Source organism: Acinetobacter sp. YH16040_T (assembly GCF_024605785.1).
Classification (GTDB): Bacteria; Pseudomonadota; Gammaproteobacteria; order Pseudomonadales; family Moraxellaceae; genus Acinetobacter; species Acinetobacter amyesii.
Genome location: NZ_CP094541.1, coordinates 3,348,033 through 3,369,764 on the forward strand (window position 1 = coordinate 3,348,033; position 21,732 = coordinate 3,369,764).

23 protein-coding genes are annotated in these 21,732 nt (G+C 41.0%); 13 read left to right on the plus strand and 10 right to left on the minus strand.

What is annotated here, in order from left to right:
• Positions 1 to 94 precede the first annotated feature (94 nt).
• The 9 genes from MST16_RS16490 to tviB all read right to left on the minus strand — a co-directional run bounded on the left by MST16_RS16490 (position 95) and on the right by tviB (position 8,805).
• Positions 95 to 634 carry a serine O-acetyltransferase gene (locus MST16_RS16490; protein WP_180092020.1) on the minus strand — a complete coding sequence of 180 codons (540 nt, stop codon included), beginning with the start codon at positions 632 to 634 and terminating at the stop codon, positions 95 to 97.
• A 32-nt stretch (positions 635 to 666) separates the two neighbouring features.
• A complete protein-coding gene (locus MST16_RS16495; protein ID WP_180092022.1) occupies positions 667 to 1,806 on the minus strand; it encodes a glycosyltransferase family 4 protein in 1,140 nt (379 codons plus the stop codon).
• Positions 1,803 to 2,897, minus strand: a complete 1,095-nt coding sequence (locus MST16_RS16500) for a glycosyltransferase (RefSeq protein ID WP_180092024.1) — start codon at positions 2,895 to 2,897, stop codon at positions 1,803 to 1,805. The genes MST16_RS16495 and MST16_RS16500 overlap by 4 nt, the downstream gene beginning before the upstream one ends.
• The gene (locus MST16_RS16505) at positions 2,894 to 4,012 is read right to left on the minus strand and encodes a glycosyltransferase (RefSeq protein ID WP_180092026.1); all 1,119 of its coding nucleotides are present in this window, start codon (positions 4,010 to 4,012) and stop codon (positions 2,894 to 2,896) included. The genes MST16_RS16500 and MST16_RS16505 overlap by 4 nt, the downstream gene beginning before the upstream one ends.
• Positions 4,013 to 4,045: 33 nt before the next feature.
• Complete coding sequence (locus MST16_RS16510; protein ID WP_180092027.1) at positions 4,046 to 4,594, minus strand: acyltransferase; 549 nt, start codon at positions 4,592 to 4,594, stop codon at positions 4,046 to 4,048.
• Between the two features lie 119 nt (positions 4,595 to 4,713).
• A complete protein-coding gene (locus MST16_RS16515; RefSeq protein WP_180092029.1) occupies positions 4,714 to 5,307 on the minus strand; it encodes a DapH/DapD/GlmU-related protein in 594 nt (197 codons plus the stop codon).
• Positions 5,307 to 6,479: a lipopolysaccharide biosynthesis protein gene (locus tag MST16_RS16520; protein WP_180092031.1), complete on the minus strand. Its 1,173-nt coding sequence runs from the start codon at positions 6,477 to 6,479 to the stop codon at positions 5,307 to 5,309. The genes MST16_RS16515 and MST16_RS16520 overlap by 1 nt, the downstream gene beginning before the upstream one ends.
• A gap of 10 nt (positions 6,480 to 6,489) precedes the next feature.
• Positions 6,490 to 7,512, minus strand: a complete 1,023-nt coding sequence (locus MST16_RS16525) for an NAD-dependent epimerase/dehydratase family protein (protein ID WP_180092033.1) — start codon at positions 7,510 to 7,512, stop codon at positions 6,490 to 6,492.
• A 15-nt stretch (positions 7,513 to 7,527) separates the two neighbouring features.
• A complete protein-coding gene (gene tviB, locus MST16_RS16530; RefSeq protein WP_180092035.1) occupies positions 7,528 to 8,805 on the minus strand; it encodes a Vi polysaccharide biosynthesis UDP-N-acetylglucosamine C-6 dehydrogenase TviB in 1,278 nt (425 codons plus the stop codon).
• 399 nt (positions 8,806 to 9,204) lie between these two features.
• On the opposite strand from tviB, the gene MST16_RS16535 reads away from it, so the two are divergent.
• From MST16_RS16535 to MST16_RS16590, 12 genes are all read left to right on the plus strand, one after another.
• Positions 9,205 to 10,281, plus strand: a complete 1,077-nt coding sequence (locus MST16_RS16535; RefSeq protein ID WP_218951706.1) for a polysaccharide biosynthesis/export family protein — start codon at positions 9,205 to 9,207, stop codon at positions 10,279 to 10,281.
• Complete coding sequence (locus tag MST16_RS16540; RefSeq protein ID WP_180092037.1) at positions 10,281 to 10,709, plus strand: low molecular weight protein-tyrosine-phosphatase; 429 nt, start codon at positions 10,281 to 10,283, stop codon at positions 10,707 to 10,709. The genes MST16_RS16535 and MST16_RS16540 overlap by 1 nt, the downstream gene beginning before the upstream one ends.
• A 16-nt stretch (positions 10,710 to 10,725) precedes the next feature.
• Positions 10,726 to 12,918 carry a polysaccharide biosynthesis tyrosine autokinase gene (locus MST16_RS16545; protein WP_180092039.1) on the plus strand — a complete coding sequence of 731 codons (2,193 nt, stop codon included), beginning with the start codon at positions 10,726 to 10,728 and terminating at the stop codon, positions 12,916 to 12,918.
• 246 nt (positions 12,919 to 13,164) lie between these two features.
• Complete coding sequence (locus MST16_RS16550; RefSeq protein WP_078191625.1) at positions 13,165 to 13,878, plus strand: FKBP-type peptidyl-prolyl cis-trans isomerase; 714 nt, start codon at positions 13,165 to 13,167, stop codon at positions 13,876 to 13,878.
• Positions 13,879 to 13,932: 54 nt separating this feature from the next.
• Complete coding sequence (locus MST16_RS16555; protein WP_180073496.1) at positions 13,933 to 14,625, plus strand: FKBP-type peptidyl-prolyl cis-trans isomerase; 693 nt, start codon at positions 13,933 to 13,935, stop codon at positions 14,623 to 14,625.
• Positions 14,626 to 14,817: 192 nt separating this feature from the next.
• Entirely contained in the window at positions 14,818 to 15,558 is a 741-nt protein-coding gene (locus MST16_RS16560) for a dienelactone hydrolase family protein (RefSeq protein WP_180092041.1), read from the plus strand.
• A 51-nt stretch (positions 15,559 to 15,609) separates the two neighbouring features.
• The gene (locus MST16_RS16565) at positions 15,610 to 15,969 is read left to right on the plus strand and encodes an HIT family protein (protein ID WP_078191628.1); all 360 of its coding nucleotides are present in this window, start codon (positions 15,610 to 15,612) and stop codon (positions 15,967 to 15,969) included.
• Between the two features lie 153 nt (positions 15,970 to 16,122).
• Entirely contained in the window at positions 16,123 to 17,169 is a 1,047-nt protein-coding gene (gene mutY, locus MST16_RS16570) for an A/G-specific adenine glycosylase (protein WP_180092043.1), read from the plus strand.
• Positions 17,170 to 17,236: 67 nt separating this feature from the next.
• Positions 17,237 to 17,764 (plus strand): M23 family metallopeptidase, encoded by a 528-nt coding sequence (locus MST16_RS16575; protein ID WP_168379469.1) that lies wholly within the window; start codon positions 17,237 to 17,239, stop codon positions 17,762 to 17,764.
• A 15-nt stretch (positions 17,765 to 17,779) separates the two neighbouring features.
• Positions 17,780 to 18,025 carry a hypothetical protein gene (locus tag MST16_RS16580; protein ID WP_180003637.1) on the plus strand — a complete coding sequence of 82 codons (246 nt, stop codon included), beginning with the start codon at positions 17,780 to 17,782 and terminating at the stop codon, positions 18,023 to 18,025.
• Positions 18,026 to 18,044: 19 nt separating this feature from the next.
• Positions 18,045 to 18,614 (plus strand): DNA-3-methyladenine glycosylase I, encoded by a 570-nt coding sequence (locus MST16_RS16585; protein WP_180092045.1) that lies wholly within the window; start codon positions 18,045 to 18,047, stop codon positions 18,612 to 18,614.
• Between the two features lie 25 nt (positions 18,615 to 18,639).
• Entirely contained in the window at positions 18,640 to 19,662 is a 1,023-nt protein-coding gene (locus tag MST16_RS16590) for an NAD(P)-dependent alcohol dehydrogenase (protein ID WP_180092047.1), read from the plus strand.
• Between the two features lie 70 nt (positions 19,663 to 19,732).
• Here MST16_RS16590 and MST16_RS16595 read toward each other — a convergent pair whose 3' ends face one another.
• Entirely contained in the window at positions 19,733 to 21,169 is a 1,437-nt protein-coding gene (locus tag MST16_RS16595) for a PLP-dependent aminotransferase family protein (protein ID WP_180092049.1), read from the minus strand.
• Positions 21,170 to 21,276: 107 nt separating this feature from the next.
• Here MST16_RS16595 and MST16_RS16600 point away from each other — a divergent pair, with 107 nt between their 5' ends.
• Positions 21,277 to 21,693, plus strand: a complete 417-nt coding sequence (locus MST16_RS16600) for a hypothetical protein (protein WP_257225224.1) — start codon at positions 21,277 to 21,279, stop codon at positions 21,691 to 21,693.
• The last annotated feature ends 39 nt before the right edge of the window (positions 21,694 to 21,732 follow it).

A 21,732-nucleotide genomic window follows, 5' to 3' on the forward strand; every position in this document is an offset into this window, starting at 1 on the left:
TACCCTGTTCGAGACCATCAGATTTGTAAAATATTTCAACCGTCAAAGGGACTCAAGTATTGCCCATTCCAAAAGATCCCGAAAATATAGTCGTTTAGAGATCGGTCCAACGACGATTGACTGCATGACCCGGGTTATTCATGCTGATCACCTTCGCGTAGTTTCCTACCGCAGTTGCATTTTCAGGAATGTCTTTGGTCACGACGCTGCCCGCACCGATAGTGGCATTATTGCCAATTTTGACATGCTCAATGATGCAAACATTCGGCCCAATATAAACATTGTCACCAATTTCTGCTGCTTGACGGCCGCCATTGGCACCAATCGTTGTAAATTGCGATAAATTTACATTATTGCCAAGCACAGTCGTAGGGTTAACAACCAGCGGCCCGCCATGACCAATAAACAGACCATATCCAATTTGAGTTGTGGTATGAATATCAATGCCGTAATGCTTTTTTTTATAATAATAAATGGGATAAGCCAACTTCGCCCAAAACGATTTTGCACTGGCCAAACGCAGCCAAAATGAAAAATTAAAGCCTCGATTAAATAAATAAGTTTTTAAAAATGATTTAAAACCAAGATTACCGGTATAGCGGTATAAATCACTTTTTATATATTTTAAGGTCATTTGGATCATCTCTTAAATTGGGCGAATCTCCTTTAATGGATACCCATTTCAGCCATCATATGTTTATTCACTTGATGCACATCATATTTATTCAGCGCAATTTCCCGCGAACGCTGTCCCATATACTCAATCAGTTTTGGATCTTCAATAAAGTATTGCATGTATTGCACCAGCTCATCGACTGATTTCACCCCGACCAAATAACCATTCACTCCATGCGATACTGTTTCACGGCAACCAGGTGCATCAGTGGTAATAATCGCACGTCCCATCGCCATCGCTTCTAAAACTGTACGCGGCGTACCTTCACGGTAGGATGGCAGCACATAAACTGAGCTTTCTGCAATTGCAGGACGTACGTCACCCAGTTTACCCCAATATTTGAGGCGAACATCGGCAATCCAACTATCTAGTTCGGCTTGCGAGATAGCAGATGGATTATCGTCAATCCAACCGACCAAATGAAACTCAGCTTCAGGGTATTGTGCTTTAATGATCCGTGCGGCTTCGGCATATTCACGTACGCCTTTATCACCGAGCAAACGTGCAATGAGTAAGAAAGAGGCTTTGACCTGCCCTTGTTCATTTTTTGGTAAAGGCATGACATCAAAGTCTTGCACATTCACCCCTGAACCATTCACCACCACCGTTGGTTTATTGGCATCAAGCAAATGCATGTCTTGGAATAGCTTTAAATCATCTGGATTTTGGAAAAAGACTTTGTCGCTACGTTTCAATGCTTGCGCATATAAACCATGCACCATTTTTTGAAACAGACTGCGTTTACCTGATTCAACATTTTGAAAGGCATAACCTAGACCGGTAATTAAAGCAAAGCGATGTGGGACTTTTGCCAACCATGCCGCCAGCGTGCCATAAATGACAGGCTTAATGGTATAAGACAGCACATAATCAGGCTGAATATGACAAATGCTTTGATATAAATGCTTCAGTAATTTTAAATCCGCCAGTGGGTTGGTGCCAGTCCGTTGCATTGGAATTTCATGTAAATGATAGCCTAGTGCTTCCAATTTCTGTTGTTCTTCAGGGAATGATGCGAATTCAGGCGCCATAATATGAATTTCGTAGCCTTGTGCATGAATAGCTTCCAGCAGTTTCCCGCGGAAATTTAAAACAGAAGGCAAAAAACTGCTGATCATCAGAAATTTCAACGGCTTTGCTCCCAAACTTGCATATATTGCTGACTCACTTTCTCAATACTGAAATGTGCTTCTACGCGCTCACGCACAGCTTGTTTCAACTGCAATCTTTGATCATTGCTTTGCTGCACATAATTTAAAATTGCTTGCACCAATACAGCCGAATTGCGCGGCGGTACAATTTCGCCAAGCTCTTGCACAATATATTGCGCATCACCAACATCGGTGCTGATACAAGGCAAACCTGATGCCATGGCTTCGACCAACACATTCGGAAAACCTTCGGTAATTGAAGTCATGAGGAATGCATCAATCGATTGATAAAAAGCAGGCATATCTGAGATTTGATCCAATAAATGGACTTTTTGACTATCCAATTGATATTGATCGAATAAAGCCTTTACTTCAGGATTCTCTAAACTCGCTCCGCTACCTGCAATTTTAAAGATGATGTCTTGATCCTTGAGTAAGCCCATCGTTTCAAACAAATAGGGGTAGCCTTTGGCCGTGTGATAACGCCCTGCAAAACCAATCACGATTGGTTCATGCAATTGGGGATTAGGCTGAAATTTATCGAGAAACACGCCATTGGCAATCACTTGGCTATTGCCATTTTTAAAGCCGAAGGCCTGATGCTGCTGCATAGACGAATGCGCACAATAAATAATAGCACTAGGTTGCTGTGATAGTATTTTACTTATGCCCAAGGCAATCTTGGTGCTGATTGATTCATCTTTAGGAGAAGCAAGAGAATGATGAATACCCCATACGACCTTTGGTTTTTTCGCTAAACCAATAACACTGAGACTGGTCAATGCATTGGCATGGTACATCCAACATTGCACGGTTTGAGGTTGTAACTGTTTCAGCAATTTACGTAATTTTTGAATCGTACTCAGCGTATTGATGCCATTCCAGCCTAAAGCATAATGTGACTGACAACGATCGAGCGTGCTTTGATAGATGCTCGATGTTTTCATTAAACTGATGATCACGTGCTGATATTGGTTTTCAGTATATTGAATCAGACGCGACAGCATCATTTCTGCACCGCCCACCCCTGCAAAGTTGGTGATCACATGCACCATCAACGGTTTGCTCATGTTGCAGACTCCATCATGTTTAAGTACTGCTTCAATACCGTTGCTTTGTGGAATTGCTGAATATGCGCTTCAAAATCAGCTTCTGAATAATGTACATAATCGGCAAAAATCGCCTGTTGCATGGCTTGCGTCAAACCTGTTTGATCATTGCATTCGACCAATAAACCAAACTTAGAGTTTTCTAGAATTTCCATTGGTCCACTTGGACAGTTGGTACTCACCACTTTCACTTTAGAGGCTAAGGCTTGAATAAGTACACCCGGCAAGCCTTCCCAATTCGAGCTTAAAACAAATAGCGATGCATATTTAAAATAGGCATACGGGTTTGAATCAAAGCCAGGTAAATCCACGACATCTTTTAAACCTAAGTCAGATACCAAAGCTTCAAACTCTGCACGCAGTTCGCCCTCACCTAAAATCAATAATCGGGTTTCAGGATGCTGATCATGCAAGGCTTTAAAGGAGCGGATCAGAAAACCAAAGTTCTTTGCTTCAGTGAGACGCCCCACTGCCAAAATCACTTTATGGTCACCATTTAAAAATTTGTGTGTGACTGGCGCTTTGAGTTTTTCAAAATAGGCATCGTCCAATACAGGGTTATAAATCGTGCTCAGATTATTATTTTTATAGCCATAATATTCACGAAAATCGGCTTCAACCCCTTTGGAAACACAGACCACTTGCTGTGCCATGGGATAAGTCCAATTCACCAAAGTTTTCAGCAAAAATTTGGCAAGACCTTGCAATTTTAAGTTTTTGGACGGCGTAGATACTTCACGGAAGATTAATCGCGTTTTAACACCTGCGAGTTTTTTCGCAATACCTGCCACAATATTGGTGTGGGTTTGTGTTGCGACTAAGCAGTCGTATTGCTCAGCTTTCATTTTTATTTTTAAAGGCGTGATGCTATTCATCACCCGACCGCAATTAAAATTGACCAACTCAATTTTCGGGCTAACTTCAGGAAAAAGTTTAGCTTTATCACCATTCAGGTCACATACGCCTAAATGAATTTTAAGTCCTTGTTCAGCAAAACTGTTCGCCAGTTGAATGACCGTACGTTCTGCACCGCCACCGCCCAAGCTTGGCAAAAAGAACATGACTTTATTCAACATATGCAGACCTAAATTTTATGAAATGGGAAAATATTAAAAGTGGTTTTTTGAGGCTTGAATCGCCATGGCACGCTCAACACGCTCACGATAATCCGTGATACCTGCCAGCTCACTATCACTGGCACAGGTGCTTTGAATTTTGGCTTGATAGTCGACAAAACTGGATACCACTTTGGCAGGTACGCCAATCGCCACACTGTGATCAGGAATGTCTTTGGTCACCACCGAGCCTGCGCCAATCACCACGTTGGAGCCAATGCTTACACCCGGCATTACAATAGTATTGACCCCAATAAACACATGCGATCCCACTTGAATTGGTGCAAAGCGTTGGTAGCGTTTACCTTGCGCATCTTTGACTAAACAGGTACTGCCATCATGAGTAATAAATTTCACCCCTGAGGTCACAGTCACATGATCACCAATGCTGACCAAAAATGGTTCTGAGCCCCAGCTTTTAATATAAATTCGGCAGTTTTCCCCGACTGTCACACCTTTCTTACGTGCATAAGCCACACTGCCTTTTGCCATAAAATAAGCCAAATCAAACAGCTGTCGAAAAGCAGAAACCATAAATGACATACACAATACCTGAATGAGGCGAGGCAACTTAAAAGGAGGAAAATAAGTCAGCTATTTTACGCTGAAAATCCACTTTACGATATGGAAACCGCAGTCACGATGCAGGATGAAAAATAAGATCAGAGCGATTTGATTTTTTTGGCAGGACTACCGACATAGACACCTGATTCGTCCAAAGGTTTCGACACAAGGCTGCACGCGCCAATCACCGAATCACTTGGAATTTTCACACCATCAAGTACCGTCACCCGTGCACCAAGCCAAATATTTTCACCCAAACTGACCCCTTGTTTGGTAATTGCGTCTTTCACCAACACGTCAGGTTCACCAAATTTATGATTACTGGCAATGATGATACTTTGCGTGCCAATACGGGTGTTATCGCCAATGCTCACACCTCCACAGCCATTGATATAGGACTTAGAATTGATACTGACATCTTTACCAATTGACACCTTGCCACCAAAGCATTTGATATAGCAGTTTTCACCAATAAAACTGTTATCCGCGATTTCTAAGCTCGCACCTTGCTCGACAATTAAACTGACATGATCGCCAATATAAACATTGTTGCCAATCTTCACTTGTCCGCTAATATCGACCGTACAGGCTTTGCCGAAATAACGAAATTTGGTGCCAAAAGCCACATTATAAAATTGCTGACGGGATTGTGCAGTGAACCAATTCATCAGTTTTAACAGTTTAAAAAACATCAGCTTTTGTTTCTCCACACCACATATAAAATGGCAAAGTTATAAATGATCAGTGCTACAGGCACCGCAAGCAACATATATACTTTATCAGCAAAGACTGCATAGAAGCCTGCAAATAAAGCGAACTTAATCATGAGTTCTACGATTTGCAACTTAAACAGCACTTGGCTATTGCGCTTAGCAATCAGAAAAGCTGAGCTTGGCGGATTACAGAAAATCGCCCAATAGCCCAAAGCTAAAATTTGGAAATAAGTTGAGATGCCAACCCATTCAGAACCGAAAATCCAAAGATATACCGATTCAGGCAATACAAAGACCAAGGCAAATAATGGCAGTGACACTAAGCTTAAAAGCAAACTTGCCTTTAACGCATTTTTGTTTGAATCTGTAATTTTAAACTTACGGATAAAAAACTGACGCAGGGTTTGTGAAATTAGATTGATCGGGACACGCAAAGTCCGCTCGACAATGGCATAAAAACCCATCGCCTGCACACCGACAAAATGCGACACCACATAGTATGGCAAGTTATGTGAAAAACTATTCAGCAAGGCATGCGGGGTATTGGCATAAATAAAATCTTGATAATTTTTAAACGCCTGCCAACTGACTTGATAGAGCTGATACTTCAAGATGTAGAGCAACATCGCCACGATCATCAGGATAGAACTGACATTATAGCTATTGACCAGACTGATCTGTATAAACAGTGGCAAACTCAGTTGCACCGCAACGACAATCGCACTTCTAAAAATATTTAAGCCTGCACAAAAATATTCCTTATGCGCAGCAAATTGATAATTATACAGACTCTGAATCAGAGTGTTGGCAAGCACGCCTGTGGCGACTGCACTTGCCATTTCAACATTTAAAATAAAGCTAATGACGATGCCACTAAGAATCGCAATGCCTGTTGAGAACACCGCCCCTTCAAAAATCAGACTCTTTTTGTCTTGCTCGTCCGCGACCAATAAAGCTTGATCGAGACGTAAATTAGCAACGGTCGATAAAACACTGACAATCGCCAAAGCAATACCATACGCGCCAAAATCAGCAACAGAATATAGGCGCGTTAAAACAGGAAGTGCGATAAATGTCATTATCGCACCGACCAGTAAACTGAGTGTAATCAGTCCAATGGACTGATATTTTGCGAACAGTTTCGCAATCATCTGCTCAAGATCATTTTAAGTTATTGACGTACCAACGCATTGCGAGTTGAATGCCTTCAGCAATTTTAAACTCAGGTGCATAACCCAAATGTTGCTCAATTTTGGCAATGCTCGCCTGTGAATGACGCACATCACCTGCACGGAACTCACGGTACACAGGATCACGCTCAAAGTTCACCGCATTTTCAGCAAGTGCCACCTGAATGGCACGATATAACTCATTCAACGTAGTACGGTCACCCACAGCCACGTTATACACTTGGTTTTTGGCGTCATCAGATGCAGTTGCCGCCAAAATATTGGCTTGAACTGTATTATCGATAAAACAGAAATCACGGCTGGTTTCACCATCACCATTGATGAAGACATCTTCACCCGCGATCATTGATGCCGTCCATTTCGGAATCACCGCAGCATAAGCACCGTTAGGATCTTGGCGCTGACCAAACACGTTGAAATAACGTAAGCCAATTGCTTTAAACCCATAAGTTTTCGCAAATACGTCTGCGTATAACTCATTGACGTACTTCGTCACTGCATAGGGTGAAAGTGGTTTACCAATATTTTCTTCTACTTTTGGCAATGCAGGATGATCACCATAAGTCGAACTGCTGGCTGCGTATGTAAAGCTGGCAACACCTGCATCACGCGCAGCCGTCAGCATATTTAAGAAACCGCTAATATTGGTGTCATTGGTGATGATCGGATCGGCAATCGAACGCGGTACAGAACCTAAAGCGGCTTCATGCAGGACATAATCCACGCCTGCACAGGCTTTTTGGCAGTCGGAAAATTGGCGAATATCACCTTCAATAAAACTGAATTTTGCCCATTGCTCAGCAGTCACTAAACTTTGCACTTCATCCAAATTATGCTGATGACCTGTGGCAAAGTTATCTAAACCCACTACGGTTTGATTCAGCTTTAATAAAGTTTCAAGCAAGTTTGAACCAATAAATCCAGCAACTCCAGTTACCAGCCATGTTTTAGGCGCTATTTTAAGGTTTTCACATACCTGTTGATATTGATTCATTTTGGTATGGCCCTCTTACAAACGAAGATCAGATTCGGCTTGAGATAACACGTATTTCAAGTCATACAGCACATGATCAGCTTTACCCAAAGCACGGATGGCATCTACGCCCATATCTTTAAACTGGTGATGAGCAACAGCCAAAATTACAGCATCATACTTGCCATTTTCCAGCGCCTGTACTGGGCTAATGCCGTACTCATGTTCAGCCTCAACGCCATCAACCCAAGGATCATAGATATCGGCATCAATATGGTATTCTTTCAGCTCATTCACAATATCAATGATGCGGGTATTGCGGATATCCGGGCAGTTTTCTTTAAAGCTTAAGCCTAAAATGAGGACTTTGGCATCTTCCACTTGAATGCGTTTTTTCAGCATAGCTTTCACCAACTGAGTCACCACATAAGCCCCCATACCATCATTTAAACGGCGACCCGCTAAAATAATTTCTGGGTTATAACCAATCGCTTGGGCTTTATGCGTTAAATAGTACGGGTCAACACCGATGCAGTGACCACCGACTAAACCCGGACGGAATGGAAGGAAGTTCCATTTTGTTCCCGCTGCGTGTAATACCGCTTCGGTATCAATACCCATTTTATTGAAAATCAATGCCAATTCATTAATTAAGGCAATATTCACATCACGCTGAGTGTTTTCAATCACTTTCGCTGCTTCTGCAACCTTAATGCTAGCTGCTTTATGAGTACCCGCTTCAATAATCAGGTTATAGACTTCATCAACATAATCAGCCACTTCTGGTGTTGAACCCGAAGTGATTTTTAAAATATTAGTTACCCGGTGTAATTTATCACCCGGATTAATTCGTTCAGGGCTATAGCCTGCATAAAAATCCTGATTGAATATTAAGCCTGAATTTTTCTCTAAAACAGGAATACAGACTTCTTCTGTTGCACCCGGATAAACGGTCGATTCATAAACAACCACATCACCTTTTTTCAACACTTTTGCAATGCTTTCTGAGGCTTTCACTAATGGCGTTAGATCTGGCTGCTTATATTCATCAATCGGGGTTGGCACTGTAACAATAAAGAAATTACAGTCTTTTAAATCTTCTAAATTTGCGCTGTAACTTAATTGAGCTGATTGTGCTAATTCTTCAGGAGAAACTTCTAGGGTATGATCACGTCCGCTACGTAATTCATCAATACGCTTCTGATGAATATCAAAGCCCACCACGGGAACTTTTTTTCCAAACTCAACAGCTAGCGGTAAACCGACATAACCTAATCCGATTATGGCAATTTTTAATTCGGAGAGTTGTAACATACTGAAGCCTATGTCATCGATGAATCATCAATCATCGTTATGTTGTAAATAGCGTTAAATTATATCAGAAAATCAAATTTCGATTGTGTAATGATGTTCTATGAGGCCTGTAATTTTAATCAAAAATATTTATAGAGTTAAACAATTCACCCTATAAAACCAACTTTGTATATTTAAAAAAATTCAAATAACAATAAGATCTTTAAAAAGAAATTCATCCATGCAAGTCTTGATTAAACTTACGATTTAAAACAAATGTAAAGCTATATTCTACAAGGTGAATAGTATAAACTTAACATTCTAAAATGAGTAATTTGGGTACTTAAACCCGTATTTCAATGATTCAAATATTTTATAAATAGGATTTGTATTCGAGTGAGTTACTATCGTTATAGCTGTATGTTAGCTTTGAGCCTAAGTATGACGGGTTGTGCCATTACTTCAGGCTTACAAACCTATGACCTTCCTAAAGAAGGCACATTTCAGACTGATTTAGGCTCGACAGTCAATGTTATTAAACTAACTCAAGAAAATTTAGTTGCTGTTCAACCCGCCCAAGTAAATCAGCAAATTTTTGCCCATCTATTCAATCAACAACAAAAAAGTTATCGTTTAAATCCGGGTGATATTTTATCTATTTATTTATGGGCATATCCTGAAATAACCCCACCCACAAATACAATAAGCAATGCGGAAGCGATTAAATCAAACGGTTACCAAATTGATCAAAGTGGCTATATCCAATTCCCTATTATTGGCCGATATAAAGCTGCCGGAAAATCGCTGACACAAGTCAATCAGGAATTACGCAGTCAACTTGCTCGTTACTTAAAAACCCCAGATGTGATTGTTCGGGTACTTTCCTACCAAGGCCAACGTTTTTCTGTTCAAGGTAACGTGATGAAAGGTGGTCAGTTTAATCTAACCGATCAGCCGACAAGTATTTATACTGCATTAGGTATGGCGGGCGGAGTAAATAGTCAATTTGGTGACAATGCATCTTTAACCTTAGTTAGAAATGGTCAAAGTTATGTACTCAATAGTATTGAACTTGAAAAAGCTGGATATTCTTTACACAACTTACTTATCAAACCTAATGACACAATTTATGTCAACTCACGTGAAAACCAAAAAATTTATGTGATGGGAGAGTCTGGCAAAAACCAATCTTTACCAATGCGTGAACAAGGCATGAGCTTAAGTGATGTCCTCGGAGAGAGCTTAGGGGTAAATTCGCTTTCCGCAAGTCGAGGTAAAATCTACGTAGTGCGTAGCGATGTAAATAGCCCGATGACTGAAATTTACCATTTAGATTTAACCAGTATTGGTGATTTTGGTCTCGCTAACCAGTTCAAAATGCGCAGCAATGATATTGTCTATGTTGATGCATCTGGTTTAGCTCGCTGGCAGCGTGTAATCAATCAAGTGATTCCTTTCTCAAATATCATCTATAACTTGGACAGATTGGGCCAATAATGTTATTTAAAAATATTTTGGTGGTCTGTGTAGGTAATATTTGCCGAAGTCCTATGGCGGAGTATCTCCTAAAAAAAGATCATCCCGACCTGAATATTTATTCAGCTGGAATCTCAGGTATGATTGGACATGCAGCAGATGAAAAAGCTCAATACTGTATGCAAAAAATTGGCATCAATATGAGTGGACATATTGCCCAAAAATTAAATGCTGAACTGATCAAAAAATCAGATTTAATTTTGGTCATGAGTTCAAATCAACAAAAGCATATTGAACAGACATGGCCATTTGCAAAGGGAAAGACTTTTCGTTTAGGTCATTGGCAAGGTAAAAATGTGCCTGACCCATATCAGCACGATCAAGCTTTTTTTGACCAGATCTCAGAACTGATCCAATCTTGCGTTGCAGATTGGACTAAACAAATTTAACTTTTGATGTACGATTATGAGCCAAAATATCAATACAGAAGATACAATTGATTTAAAAGAATTATTTTTCTCTCTGATTGCACAGTGGAAGTTAATTGCTCTATGTGTAATTTTAAGTCTCGTTTGTGCCCTGCTTTATTTAAGAACCACGCCTGATACCTACGCAGTAAATGCACTGGTACAGGTTGAGGAAAGTAAAGGAACTTCAGCAGCACTCTTGGGTGATCTATCAAGCATGATTGATCAAAAGCAACCGGCTCAAGCAGAAATTGAAATTTTAAAATCACGCTTAGTTCTAGGTACTGTGATTCAAAATTTGCATCTTGATCTTAAAGTTTCGGGTACAGAGAATTCATTTATTGATCGCCTATTTTCCCCGCATGAATATGTCACAGAATATAAAAATAAATCAGTAACTTTTAAAGACAATGAAAAAAGTTTTGATATTCGACAGTTTAATATTCCAGCAGTATATCGAGATAAAAATATTGATCTCAGCTTTAAAGATAATCAGTTTACATTAACTGATCTTAAAACTGAGCAAATCATTTTAACGGGTAAATTAAACCAAGATAATTCATTACGCACCGCTGACGGACAGTGGGATATTTCGATTTTTACCCGCGACAAGTTAAAAGATCACTACCTAATTCAAAAGCAGTCATTGCCTGCCGCAGTAGAGAATATTTTGGCAAACTATTCTGTAGCTGAAAAAGGGAAAATGACGGGTGTACTGGGTCTAAATTACCAAGGTCAAGATAAAGAACATATTACCCAAGTACTCAATTCAATTTTAGCAGCCTATAGCCAGCAAAATATTGAACGCCGTTCAGCTGAAAGCGCGCAGACCTTAAAGTTTTTGGATGAGCAACTACCTGAACTAAAACAACAACTGGATGTTGCGGAACGCGAATTTAACAAATTCCGTCAAGAGTTTAATACTGTCGATGTCACTAAAGAATCTGAACTCTATTTAACTCAAAGTGTCACTCTTGAAACTCAAAAAGCTGAATTAGAGCAAAAAGTTGCTGAAGCTTCTGCGAAGTACACCAGTGAGCATCCAGTGATGCAACAAATGAATGCTCAATTGGGTGCAATCAATAGCAAAATTGCTGAACTAAATGCCACCTTAAAAAAATTACCAGACCTACAACGTCGTTATTTACAGCTCTATCGTGAAGTTGAAGTGAAACAACAACTTTATACAGCGTTGTTGAATTCTTACCAACAGCTTCGTATTGCCAAAGCTGGTGAAATTGGTAATGTCCGTATTGTGGATACTGCAGTAGAGCCAATTGAACCTATTAAACCTAAAAAGTTAATTGTCCTTATACTCTCGCTATTTGTCGGTGGCTTTATTGGTGTACTCATTGCTTTAGTTCGCAATATGCTACGCTCAGGGATCAAAGATTCATCAGAAATTGAAAATAATCTGGATCTTCCGGTTTATGCCACTGTGCCACGTTCGCCTGTTCAAGAAAGTCGCATCAAGTTACTGAAGAAGAAAAAGACCATTCCTGTACTTGCGGTTAAAAATAGCGATGATATTGCAATTGAAAGTTTGCGCAGTATGCGTACTGCCATTCACTTTGCACTGACATCTGCAAAAAATAACCTGATCATGATTTCGGGGCCAGCACCAGAAGTTGGTAAATCGTTTATTTCAACCAATTTAGCTACGATTCTTGCGCAAAGCGATAAACGTGTTTTAATTATTGATGCCGATTTACGTCGTGGTTATTTGAACAAATACTTCAATCATGACAACCAACCAGGTCTTTCTGAGTATTTAAATGGTCAGCGTGATCTAGACAGCATCATTAAAACCACTGAAATTCCAAATTTGAGTGTGATTACTCGTGGTAAAAGCCCTTCTAATCCATCTGAGCTTTTAAGTTCTGGTAAATTCAAAGAATTCTTAGATTTGATTTCACCGATGTTTGATCATGTGATCATTGATACCCCTCCTGTACTTGCGGTGACAGACGGTATCATTATTTCGCAATATGCTGGTGTGAATTTGGTGATTGCTCGTTATGCCAAAACTCAGTTGAAAGAACTAGAGTTAACCGTGAACCGCTTTGAACAAGTGGGTGTGAAGGTCAATGGTATTATTTTAAACGACATTCAACGTAGCTCAGCTGGTTATGGTTATGGTTATGGCTATAACTATTCTTATGGTTATAAAGCTTCAAAAGACCAAGACTAATTCAAGCCTATTCAAAAAAGCCACCGAATACGGTGGCTTTTTTTATTTTCGAAATTTATGTTGCATGCATCATTCTGTATAAAAAATGTTTTATATATTCATACCGTTATAGTATAAAAATAAGAACATGACTATGATGATCTTTCCTGCACCTTACCTGATCATAGAGATAGGTAAGCGCTGAACAGGAAAAGTCTGCTAGAATTTCAGCAACTTTTTACATATAAAATAATTGTGGGAAAATATATGAGTAAGGCCCTACCTATCGCTGTCGCTGTATTACTCGGCGGTGCCGCACTTGTTCCTGTTTACTATGCAACTAAAACACCTGCTACGCAATCAGCAACATCAACTCAACCAGCTGCAAATGCTTCTGCTGTCGCTAAAATCAGTTATGCACTTGGTTATGAAGTTGCCCATCAAACGCCTCCAGAATTAGATATTGATAGCTTTGTCACTGGCGTTCGTGCGGGTCATGCTCGTGCAAAACCTGCATATACTGAAGAAGAATTACAAAAAGCATATGCTGAGTTCCAGCAAGAAATGCAAAACAAGCAGCTCGAAAGCAATAAGCAAGCACAAAGTAGCAGCGATAATTTCTTAACAGAAAATAAAAGCAAAGCTGGGGTTAAAACCACTGCTTCTGGTTTACAGTACCTAACAACGAAAGAAGGTACAGGTAAACAACCGCAAGCCACATCAGTTGTTAAAGTTCACTACACAGGTAAGTTAGTGGATGGCACAGTATTTGATAGTTCAGTACAGCGCGGCGAGCCAATTGAATTTCCGTTGAACCAAGTAATTCCAGGTTGGACTGAAGGTCTACAGTTAATGAAAGAAGGCGGCAAAGCCACTTTGTATATTCCTTCAAACCTCGGTTATGGTGCTCAAGGTGTTCCGGGAACGATTCCACCGAACAGTACTTTAATTTTTGATGTAGAACTCATTGAAGTTAAATAATAAAACCGGTACAGGAGAGCTTTTCGCTCTCCTGCTTTATTTTGAGACTCGGTCATGAAATTACAGATCAGTATGTTGTGTTTGGCACTCTGCTCAAGCACTGTATTTGCCAAAGATGTCAGTAATAAAAGTAGTGCTGCAGAACAAGTCGGTTATAGTTTTGGTTATTTAATGGGACGCAGTAATGCTGAATCCATTAAGGATTTAGATATTGATGCATTTGTTGCAGGTTTAAAGGCAGCATCTAAAGGTCAAGCTTCGTCACTAACAGATGAAGAAATGACCCGTGCCTTAACCCAATATAAAAAGCAAACCGAAGCGAAACAACTGATTGAACTGAAACAAAAAGCGGATGCGAATGCCACCATTGGTGCAGCTTTCCTTGCTGAAAATGCCAAAAAACCGAGCATTCTAGTCACGAAATCTGGCCTGCAGTATCAAGTCATTCAAGCCGGCAAAGGTAAATCACCCAAAGCCAATTCAACAGTGAAAGTTCACTATGAAGGTCGCTTAATTGATGGCACTGTTTTTGATAGTTCAATTGCACGTAACCAACCTGCGATGTTCCAAGTGAGTCAAGTCATTCAGGGTTGGACAGAAGGTCTACAGTTGATGAAAGAAGGTGCAAAATATCGCTTCTTCATTCCTGCAAATTTAGGCTATGGTCAAATTGGTTCAGCAGACGTCATTGAGCCAAATAGCACGCTGATTTTTGATGTAGAGCTCATTGAAGTTCTCCCGAAATAACAATACTCTCTTTAGGAGCATCGACAAATCTCGGTGCTCCTCAATATTTCTTCTTTCCATTATTTTCTTTTACAATTTTTTGATTGATTTGACTTAAAATTCACATTGATATCTTATATTTATTTCACAAAAACCAATTTCCCTTTATCTTGAGTCTTCATCAACTGCGTAGCCGCACATAAGGATTTGACCATGACCGTTAAAATTAAGACTCGCGAAATTCAATATACAGCAGCTGATGGAACTCAACTTTTTGGCTATTTTGCCGCACCAGAGTCAGACACTGCAGTCGCAGGTGTGTTAGTTGCCCCTGAATGGTGGGGACGCAATGAATATACCGAACAACGTGCGCGCGAATTGGCTGAACAAGGCTATGCTGCTTTCGCTTTGGATATGTATGGTGACAAAAAAGTCACCACAGATGCCAAGCAAGCTTATGAATGGATGATGCAAACTTTTGATCATGCCGACACCATTGTGACCCGTGCGTCTGCTGCATTACACACTTTGGCACAGCAAAAAGAAGTAAATGCAGATAAACTCGCAGCTATAGGCTTTTGCTATGGCGGAAAAGTCGTGCTGGATTTAGCTCGTTCAGGTGCTGCATTAAAAGCTGTGGTGACCTTCCATGCAACACTTGCTACAGCGACTCCTGCACAAACAGGACAAGTCCAAGCAGAGATTTTAGTGCAACATGGTGAGCTCGACTCGATGGTGAGCTTAGATGATGTTGCAACCTTTAGAAATGAAATGGATGCTGCCCAAGTGCAGTATCAAATCAATATTTTTGAAGGTGCAAAACATGGCTTTAGCAACCCGATGGCGGATGAACGCGCCAAAGCAAACGGCGTAGATTTAGCTTATAACGCTGCTGCAGAACAACAAAGCTTAGCGGCCATGTATGCCTTGTTAGCACGCCAGCTTAGTTCTTAAAGCGCTAAGAACCAATACCAATATTTAATTTATAAAAATGAGGAGAGCACAATGACAGAACTCAATTGTCCATATTGCAATTTTGACGAATATGACGTGATTGCAAAAAATGATTTTGGTGTTGTACTTCCTGAACCACATACACTGTCTAAAGGGCATGCTGTCATTGTCCCACTACGTCATGTTGGTTCATTTTTTGAAATTACTGATAAAGAACGTAAAAGTTTAATGTCCTTACTTGAACAAGCGCGTAATGAATTAAATTTACGCTATCAACCTACTGGCTTTCATATTGGGTTTAATGATGGACAAGTTTTTGGCGAAGCCACTGAACATGTGCATATTCACATTATTCCACGTTATGAAAACCAAACATTGGCGCTCGATACCCGCTGGGGCTTTAAAAGCTAAACTTTAAATTTACACTCACTAAGGAGCCTCGGCTCCTTTTTTGATGGCCACTATTTTTGCATTTCCCCTGATATACAGTTTTCGTTTTGAACAAAAAGAATGCCTATTGAAAGATGTATACTAGGCAGGTTTTTTCAATTTTGACTGTATTGCATGTTTAACTTTTCTGATGCCCTTCTCGACTGGTTTGATGTCCATGGTCGTCATGACTTACCGTGGCAAGTGAAGGATGACCCTTACAAAGTATGGGTTTCAGAAATTATGCTACAACAGACTCAAGTCAAAACCGTCTTACAATATTTTGATCGATTTATTCAACGATTTCCGACTGTTGAAGATTTAGGCCATGCCTCTTGGGATGATGTGGCACCCTATTGGGCTGGCTTAGGCTACTATGCACGGGCTCGGAACTTACACAAAGCCGCAGGAATTGTTGCACGTCAGGGACATTTTCCAAGCAATCTTGAGCAGTGGATGGAACTACCGGGCATCGGCCCGTCTACCGCGGGTGCGCTGATGTCTTTGGGTTTAAGACAATATGGCGTGATTATGGACGGCAACGTCAAGCGAGTATTGTCTCGTTTCTTTGCTATAGAAGATGATTTATCGAAACCTGTACATGAACGGGCCATGTGGCAACTGGCGACAGAGCTCTGCCCCATTGAACGCAACCACGATTATACCCAAGCGATTATGGATCTGGGTGCAACGGTATGCACGCCGAAAAAGCCGCTCTGTTTATATTGTCCCATGCAACAGCACTGCAAAGCACATGCTCAAGGTTTAGAAACTGAATTACCTTATAAAAAGCCTAAAAAGCCTGTTCCTGTAAGAGAAGCTCAAGTCATGCTGATTCAATCTGCAGGAGAATGGCTGTGGATACAACGTCCGAATAGCGGGCTATGGGGTGGTCTGTGGTGTTTACCTATTTTTGATCAACCCCATGAGTTTCAATCCCTCACTCAACAGCTTGATCTGAAACCTACCACCACTCAAGTGCAAATATCACATAGCTTTACCCACTTTACTTGGCTTTTAGAGACTACTGTATTTACCGTTACCGCAGATCAAAAAGAGCATTTAGCCATTGAATGCAACGCACAGTGGTTTACACCGATACAAGCCACTGCTCTCGGTATTCCTACTGCCATGAAAAAACTCATTTCTACGCTAGAACTCGAAAGCCATTCTATGCCATAGTTTTGAACTGCTCATCAATTGAATAGGGACAAATGTGACTCAAGGATTTTTTCAGCTTCGCAGAGGGTTGTTCGGCGGTATTGGTTTTATTTTGCTTTTACTCAGCGCCTGTACGTCGACTCCACCCAAACCATCTGGCAGTACATTGCCTGCACATGAAGTGAAAAAATTACAAAACATGCGTTTATCCAATCAATTGCCTGTTCCTGTTCATCAAGTCAAACGAAGTGCGCTCAAGGATACTTGGGGCGCAGCGCGTAGCCAAGGACGAAGCCACGAAGGTATTGATATTATTGTTCCACGTGGAACAAAAGTCCTCAGTGCTACAGAAGGTTTAGTTGCTGACTTACGTAATAACAATTTGGGTGGTAAAGTGATATGGATTATGGGGCCCGCAGGTTCTTGGCATTATTATGCGCATCTTGATGGTCATAAACGTGGCTTAAATGTCGGCGACTATGTCAAAAAAGGTGATGTCATTGGCTATGTAGGTAATACTGGCAATGCTCGACATACTGCACCACATTTGCATTATGGCATTTACTTGGGTGGTAAAGGTCGCAATGCCGTTAACCCCTATCCATATTTACGTTAATTTTAGGAAACATACATGTCAGAAGCGTTGATCAATCGTCTGGTGGAATTTGCAGAATCTGGTAATCAACAAAAAATCAGCCTCAATGGACAGTCTTATCAGGGCTGGATCATGGAGATCACTGAAGAAGCATTACTCATCAGCACCGGCTACGCAGACAAATCAGGTAAAGATGTATGGATTCAATTTGCCGATCTCGATCAAGCGGAACTGTTATATTGGGACAATAAAAACGACCAATGGACAGCTTTTAAAATTTAAGTCAAAAGGAGCATTCAACATGACGATACAACGCTGTGCTTGGTGCTCCGAAGATCCTTTGTATATTGCCTACCACGACACTGAGTGGGCTAAACCTAGTTTTGATGAGCAGCATCTCTTTGAAATGCTGTGTCTTGAAGGACAACAAGCGGGGCTGTCTTGGATCACTGTGCTGAAAAAGCGGGCTTGTTATCAGCAGCATTTTTTTCAATATCCCATTGCCGAAATTGCAGCGTTGAGTGACCTACAATTACAAGAAAAATTACAAGATTCAGGTTTGATTCGCCATATCGGCAAACTCACTGCCATTCGAGATAATGCAAAAGCATGGCAACAGTTAAAAGCCCAAGGGATTCATCCTGTGGAATTTCTTTGGAATTTTGTCAAAGGTCAAATTGCCAATAATGATGTCGTTGAATATCGCAGCGCCCCTGCACAAACCGCTCAAAGTCAGGCCTTGTCCAAAGCATTAAAAAAGCATGGCTTTAAATTTGTCGGCCCAACGACTTGCTATGCTCTGATGCAAGCCATTGGCATGGTTAACGATCATGAAAATCACTGTGACTTTAAATACACGCACGCAGAATGACCTCAAAAACAGAAAGGATAGAATAATGAGTGACAATACAATCCATGCCTATGCAGCAATGAACAGTGGTGAAGCCCTTGTTCCCTACCAATTTGATGCAGGTGAATTACAAGCCCATCAGGTTGAAGTCAAAGTCGAGTATTGCGGTCTTTGTCACTCAGATATTTCTATTATCCAAAATGATTGGAAATCTTCGGTTTATCCTGTGGTCCCAGGGCATGAAGTGATTGGAACCATTACCCAACTCGGCAGCGAAGCCAAAGGACTGAAAATCGGACAACGTGTGGGCATAGGCTGGACAGCAGAAAGTTGTCAACACTGTGACTCGTGTATCGATGGTCGCCAAGTGCAATGTACTGGAACCAAGACGGCGACAATCGTCGGTCATGCGGGTGGCTTTGCCAACAAAGTCCGTGCGGGCTGGCAATGGGTTATTCCCCTTCCAGATGATCTCGATCCAACCAGTGCTGGCCCTCTGCTCTGCGGTGGGATTACAGTATTTGATCCCATCTTACAGCACCAAATTCAGGCCATTCACCATGTTGCCGTGATCGGCATTGGTGGTTTAGGTCATATGGCGATTAAACTGCTGAAAGCTTGGGGCTGTGAAATTACCGCGTTCAGTTCAAATTTAGATAAAACCGATGAACTTAAAGCTATGGGGGCTGACCATGTGGTGAATAGTCGTGATCTTGCCGCGATTAAAGCACAACGTGGTAAGTTCAATTTAATTTTAAGCACGGTCAATGTAACGTTGGATTGGCAAGCCTATCTTTCAACTTTGGCACCGAATGGAAGCGTTCACATGCTTGGCCTAGCACTTGAGCCGATGCAAATACCCGCAGGTATGCTGATCAGTGGTGCTAAATCTATCACTGGCTCATCAACAGGCTCTCCTGCGGCACTGCGTGAATTACTTCGATTCGCCGCACGTCAAAATATTGCACCTCAAATTGAAATGTATCCAATGTCTCAGGTGAATGAAGCGATTGAACGTTTGCATTCAGGAAATGTGCGTTATCGAATTGTGCTGAAAGCTGATTTTTAACGCTAAAAATCTAAGCCCAAAAAGCCTGCTGCATGCAGGCTTTTTTTGTATGCTTTATGGACTCATTAATCTAGATGACATTTGTGTTTCTGCATTCCTTACGCACCCAATCTGCAAGCAACAAAATGGCCTGCTGAATTTCTGTCGATAGCTCATGCCCTGCATTTAGGCGAATACAATTGTTATAACGATTGTCCTCACCAAAAATTAAACCTGGCACAATATTGATGCCATGTTTTTGCGCATGGTAATACAGCGCCAAACTGTCTATTTGTTCAGGCATCTGCAACCACAGAGCATAACTGCCTTGAGGCCGATTTAGACGGATATCAACCCCTTGAAAAGCATCGTAAATATACTGACGATACTGCTCGACTTGCACCATTAATTTAGGACGCAATTCAGCAAGATGTTGGCGATACGCACGACTAAAAATCAAATCGGCAAGTCCTAACTGCAAAGGCGTATTCACCGAATCATTTTGCAAAAGTAATTTCGGACGCAAATGTTGCAAATGTGGTGGAAGACAAAACCACCCCACCCGATAAGAAGGCGATAAAGATTTTGAAATCGACGCACAATAGATCACGTAGCCCGCCCGATCCCAATATTTGATAGGCAATGGTCGCTTTGCATTGAAACTACACTCAGCATAAATATCATCTTCAATCACATAACATTGATATTTTTCAGCCAGTTGTGCAATTCGTTCCTTATCTTCATTACTTAAACAAAAACCCAAAGGATTTTGAAAATTTGCAGTCAATAAGCATACTTTCGCGCCTGAATCCCGCATCGCCTGCTCTAAACGATCTAAATCAAAACCTTCCGTATTGGCAGGAATTTCAACAATTTTCCGCTTCAATAAAGCCAATAATTGCAATTGCCCGTTATAGTTCGGCGTCGGAACAATGACACTCTCCCCTTCCGCACTTAGATTTTGCAACATCACTGACAAAGCAGGCATACAACCATTGCTGATGTAAATATCATCCTTAGGCATGTAAAAACCATCTTCAGCCCAATGTGCCGACAAAGCTTCACGCAATTGTGGATGACCTTGCCGATTGTTATATAAAAAATCTTCTGGTTTACAATGCTTTAATGCCCTTTGGATTGAACGTCTGATTGCTTCAACAGGAACAAAATTGGGGGACAACTGAATTGAACCCAAATGAATCAGGCGACTATTTGCAGATGCTTCATGGATCTGAATTTGCAATTCTAAATTCGAAATTTCACGAGGTCGGGAATCAAAATCAGGATGATTCGGCACGGCAATTTGCTGGGCTTTCTGTGAGGATTTCACAAAATAACCAGACTTTTCTTTGACATAAATCAGGCCTTTGGCTTCAAGTAATTCATAGCAGCGTTTCGCAGTATTTAAACTGATCTGATGCTGCTGTGAAAATTGACGTAGCGCATACAGACGCTGCCCTGCGGCCAATTCACCACTATAAATTTTCTGTGCCAACTGCTGCGCAAGCTGCTGATATTGAAAAGCCATCTGTACCCTTTTTTTAATCATTCTTGTATCTGTACCCATTAAGTTAACAGATTTAAGCTGAATGCATCAGGTTGATATCTCAAAAATAACGATAGGGGGACAATTAAATGAATGACTTCACGCAGTTTCGAGCGGGTTTAATCATCATCAGTACACTCACGCTTATGGCGTGCCAACCCGAGCAGCACACTCAAGCTCAAAGCCAACAAAATTTTATCTGTAAATCTTTAATTCAAGGTTTTTTGAGTGCCCAAAAACTGACGCAATATGAACTTGAGCAGATCCAACCGATCACTAGCGGCGGGTTACATCAGCAGCTATATATTTATAAAGCCAAATCTGAAAACGGCATGAATATCATGCCGCAGCAAGCCAAACTTCGCTTTGCCTGTGAACAATTGACTGCGCGGCAATTTCAAATCAAGTTACATCCGCATCAATTTCCAGAACAGACCTTACTCAGTATCGAACTTCCAGAAACACAACACATGCAGCAGTTGACTGCATTTCGCCTGCCTGAGTAGCGAAGTCATTGATCGTTCATATTGAACTGAATCATTACT

Excerpts from the sequence above, each read along its gene's own strand:
- MST16_RS16585 (WP_180092045.1), top strand. The coding sequence starts at position 18,045 with ATGACGATACAACGCTGTGCTTGGTGCTCCGAAGATCCTTTGTATATT.
- MST16_RS16540 (WP_180092037.1), top strand. The coding sequence starts at position 10,281 with ATGTTATTTAAAAATATTTTGGTGGTCTGTGTAGGTAATATTTGCCGA.
- MST16_RS16550 (WP_078191625.1), top strand. The coding sequence starts at position 13,165 with ATGAGTAAGGCCCTACCTATCGCTGTCGCTGTATTACTCGGCGGTGCC.
- MST16_RS16520 (WP_180092031.1), bottom strand. The coding sequence starts at position 6,479 with ATGATTGCGAAACTGTTCGCAAAATATCAGTCCATTGGACTGATTACA.
- MST16_RS16600 (WP_257225224.1), top strand. The coding sequence starts at position 21,277 with ATGAATGACTTCACGCAGTTTCGAGCGGGTTTAATCATCATCAGTACA.
- MST16_RS16505 (WP_180092026.1), bottom strand. The coding sequence starts at position 4,012 with ATGTTGAATAAAGTCATGTTCTTTTTGCCAAGCTTGGGCGGTGGCGGT.
- MST16_RS16590 (WP_180092047.1), top strand. The coding sequence starts at position 18,640 with ATGAGTGACAATACAATCCATGCCTATGCAGCAATGAACAGTGGTGAA.
- MST16_RS16560 (WP_180092041.1), top strand. The coding sequence starts at position 14,818 with ATGACCGTTAAAATTAAGACTCGCGAAATTCAATATACAGCAGCTGAT.
- MST16_RS16535 (WP_218951706.1), top strand. The coding sequence starts at position 9,205 with ATGTTAGCTTTGAGCCTAAGTATGACGGGTTGTGCCATTACTTCAGGC.
- MST16_RS16565 (WP_078191628.1), top strand. The coding sequence starts at position 15,610 with ATGACAGAACTCAATTGTCCATATTGCAATTTTGACGAATATGACGTG.
- MST16_RS16580 (WP_180003637.1), top strand. The coding sequence starts at position 17,780 with ATGTCAGAAGCGTTGATCAATCGTCTGGTGGAATTTGCAGAATCTGGT.
- MST16_RS16510 (WP_180092027.1), bottom strand. The coding sequence starts at position 4,594 with ATGTCATTTATGGTTTCTGCTTTTCGACAGCTGTTTGATTTGGCTTAT.
- MST16_RS16555 (WP_180073496.1), top strand. The coding sequence starts at position 13,933 with ATGAAATTACAGATCAGTATGTTGTGTTTGGCACTCTGCTCAAGCACT.
- MST16_RS16545 (WP_180092039.1), top strand. The coding sequence starts at position 10,726 with ATGAGCCAAAATATCAATACAGAAGATACAATTGATTTAAAAGAATTA.
- MST16_RS16500 (WP_180092024.1), bottom strand. The coding sequence starts at position 2,897 with ATGAGCAAACCGTTGATGGTGCATGTGATCACCAACTTTGCAGGGGTG.
- MST16_RS16490 (WP_180092020.1), bottom strand. The coding sequence starts at position 634 with ATGACCTTAAAATATATAAAAAGTGATTTATACCGCTATACCGGTAAT.
- MST16_RS16595 (WP_180092049.1), bottom strand. The coding sequence starts at position 21,169 with ATGGCTTTTCAATATCAGCAGCTTGCGCAGCAGTTGGCACAGAAAATT.
- mutY (WP_180092043.1), top strand. The coding sequence starts at position 16,123 with ATGTTTAACTTTTCTGATGCCCTTCTCGACTGGTTTGATGTCCATGGT.
- MST16_RS16525 (WP_180092033.1), bottom strand. The coding sequence starts at position 7,512 with ATGAATCAATATCAACAGGTATGTGAAAACCTTAAAATAGCGCCTAAA.
- tviB (WP_180092035.1), bottom strand. The coding sequence starts at position 8,805 with ATGTTACAACTCTCCGAATTAAAAATTGCCATAATCGGATTAGGTTAT.
- MST16_RS16515 (WP_180092029.1), bottom strand. The coding sequence starts at position 5,307 with ATGTTTTTTAAACTGTTAAAACTGATGAATTGGTTCACTGCACAATCC.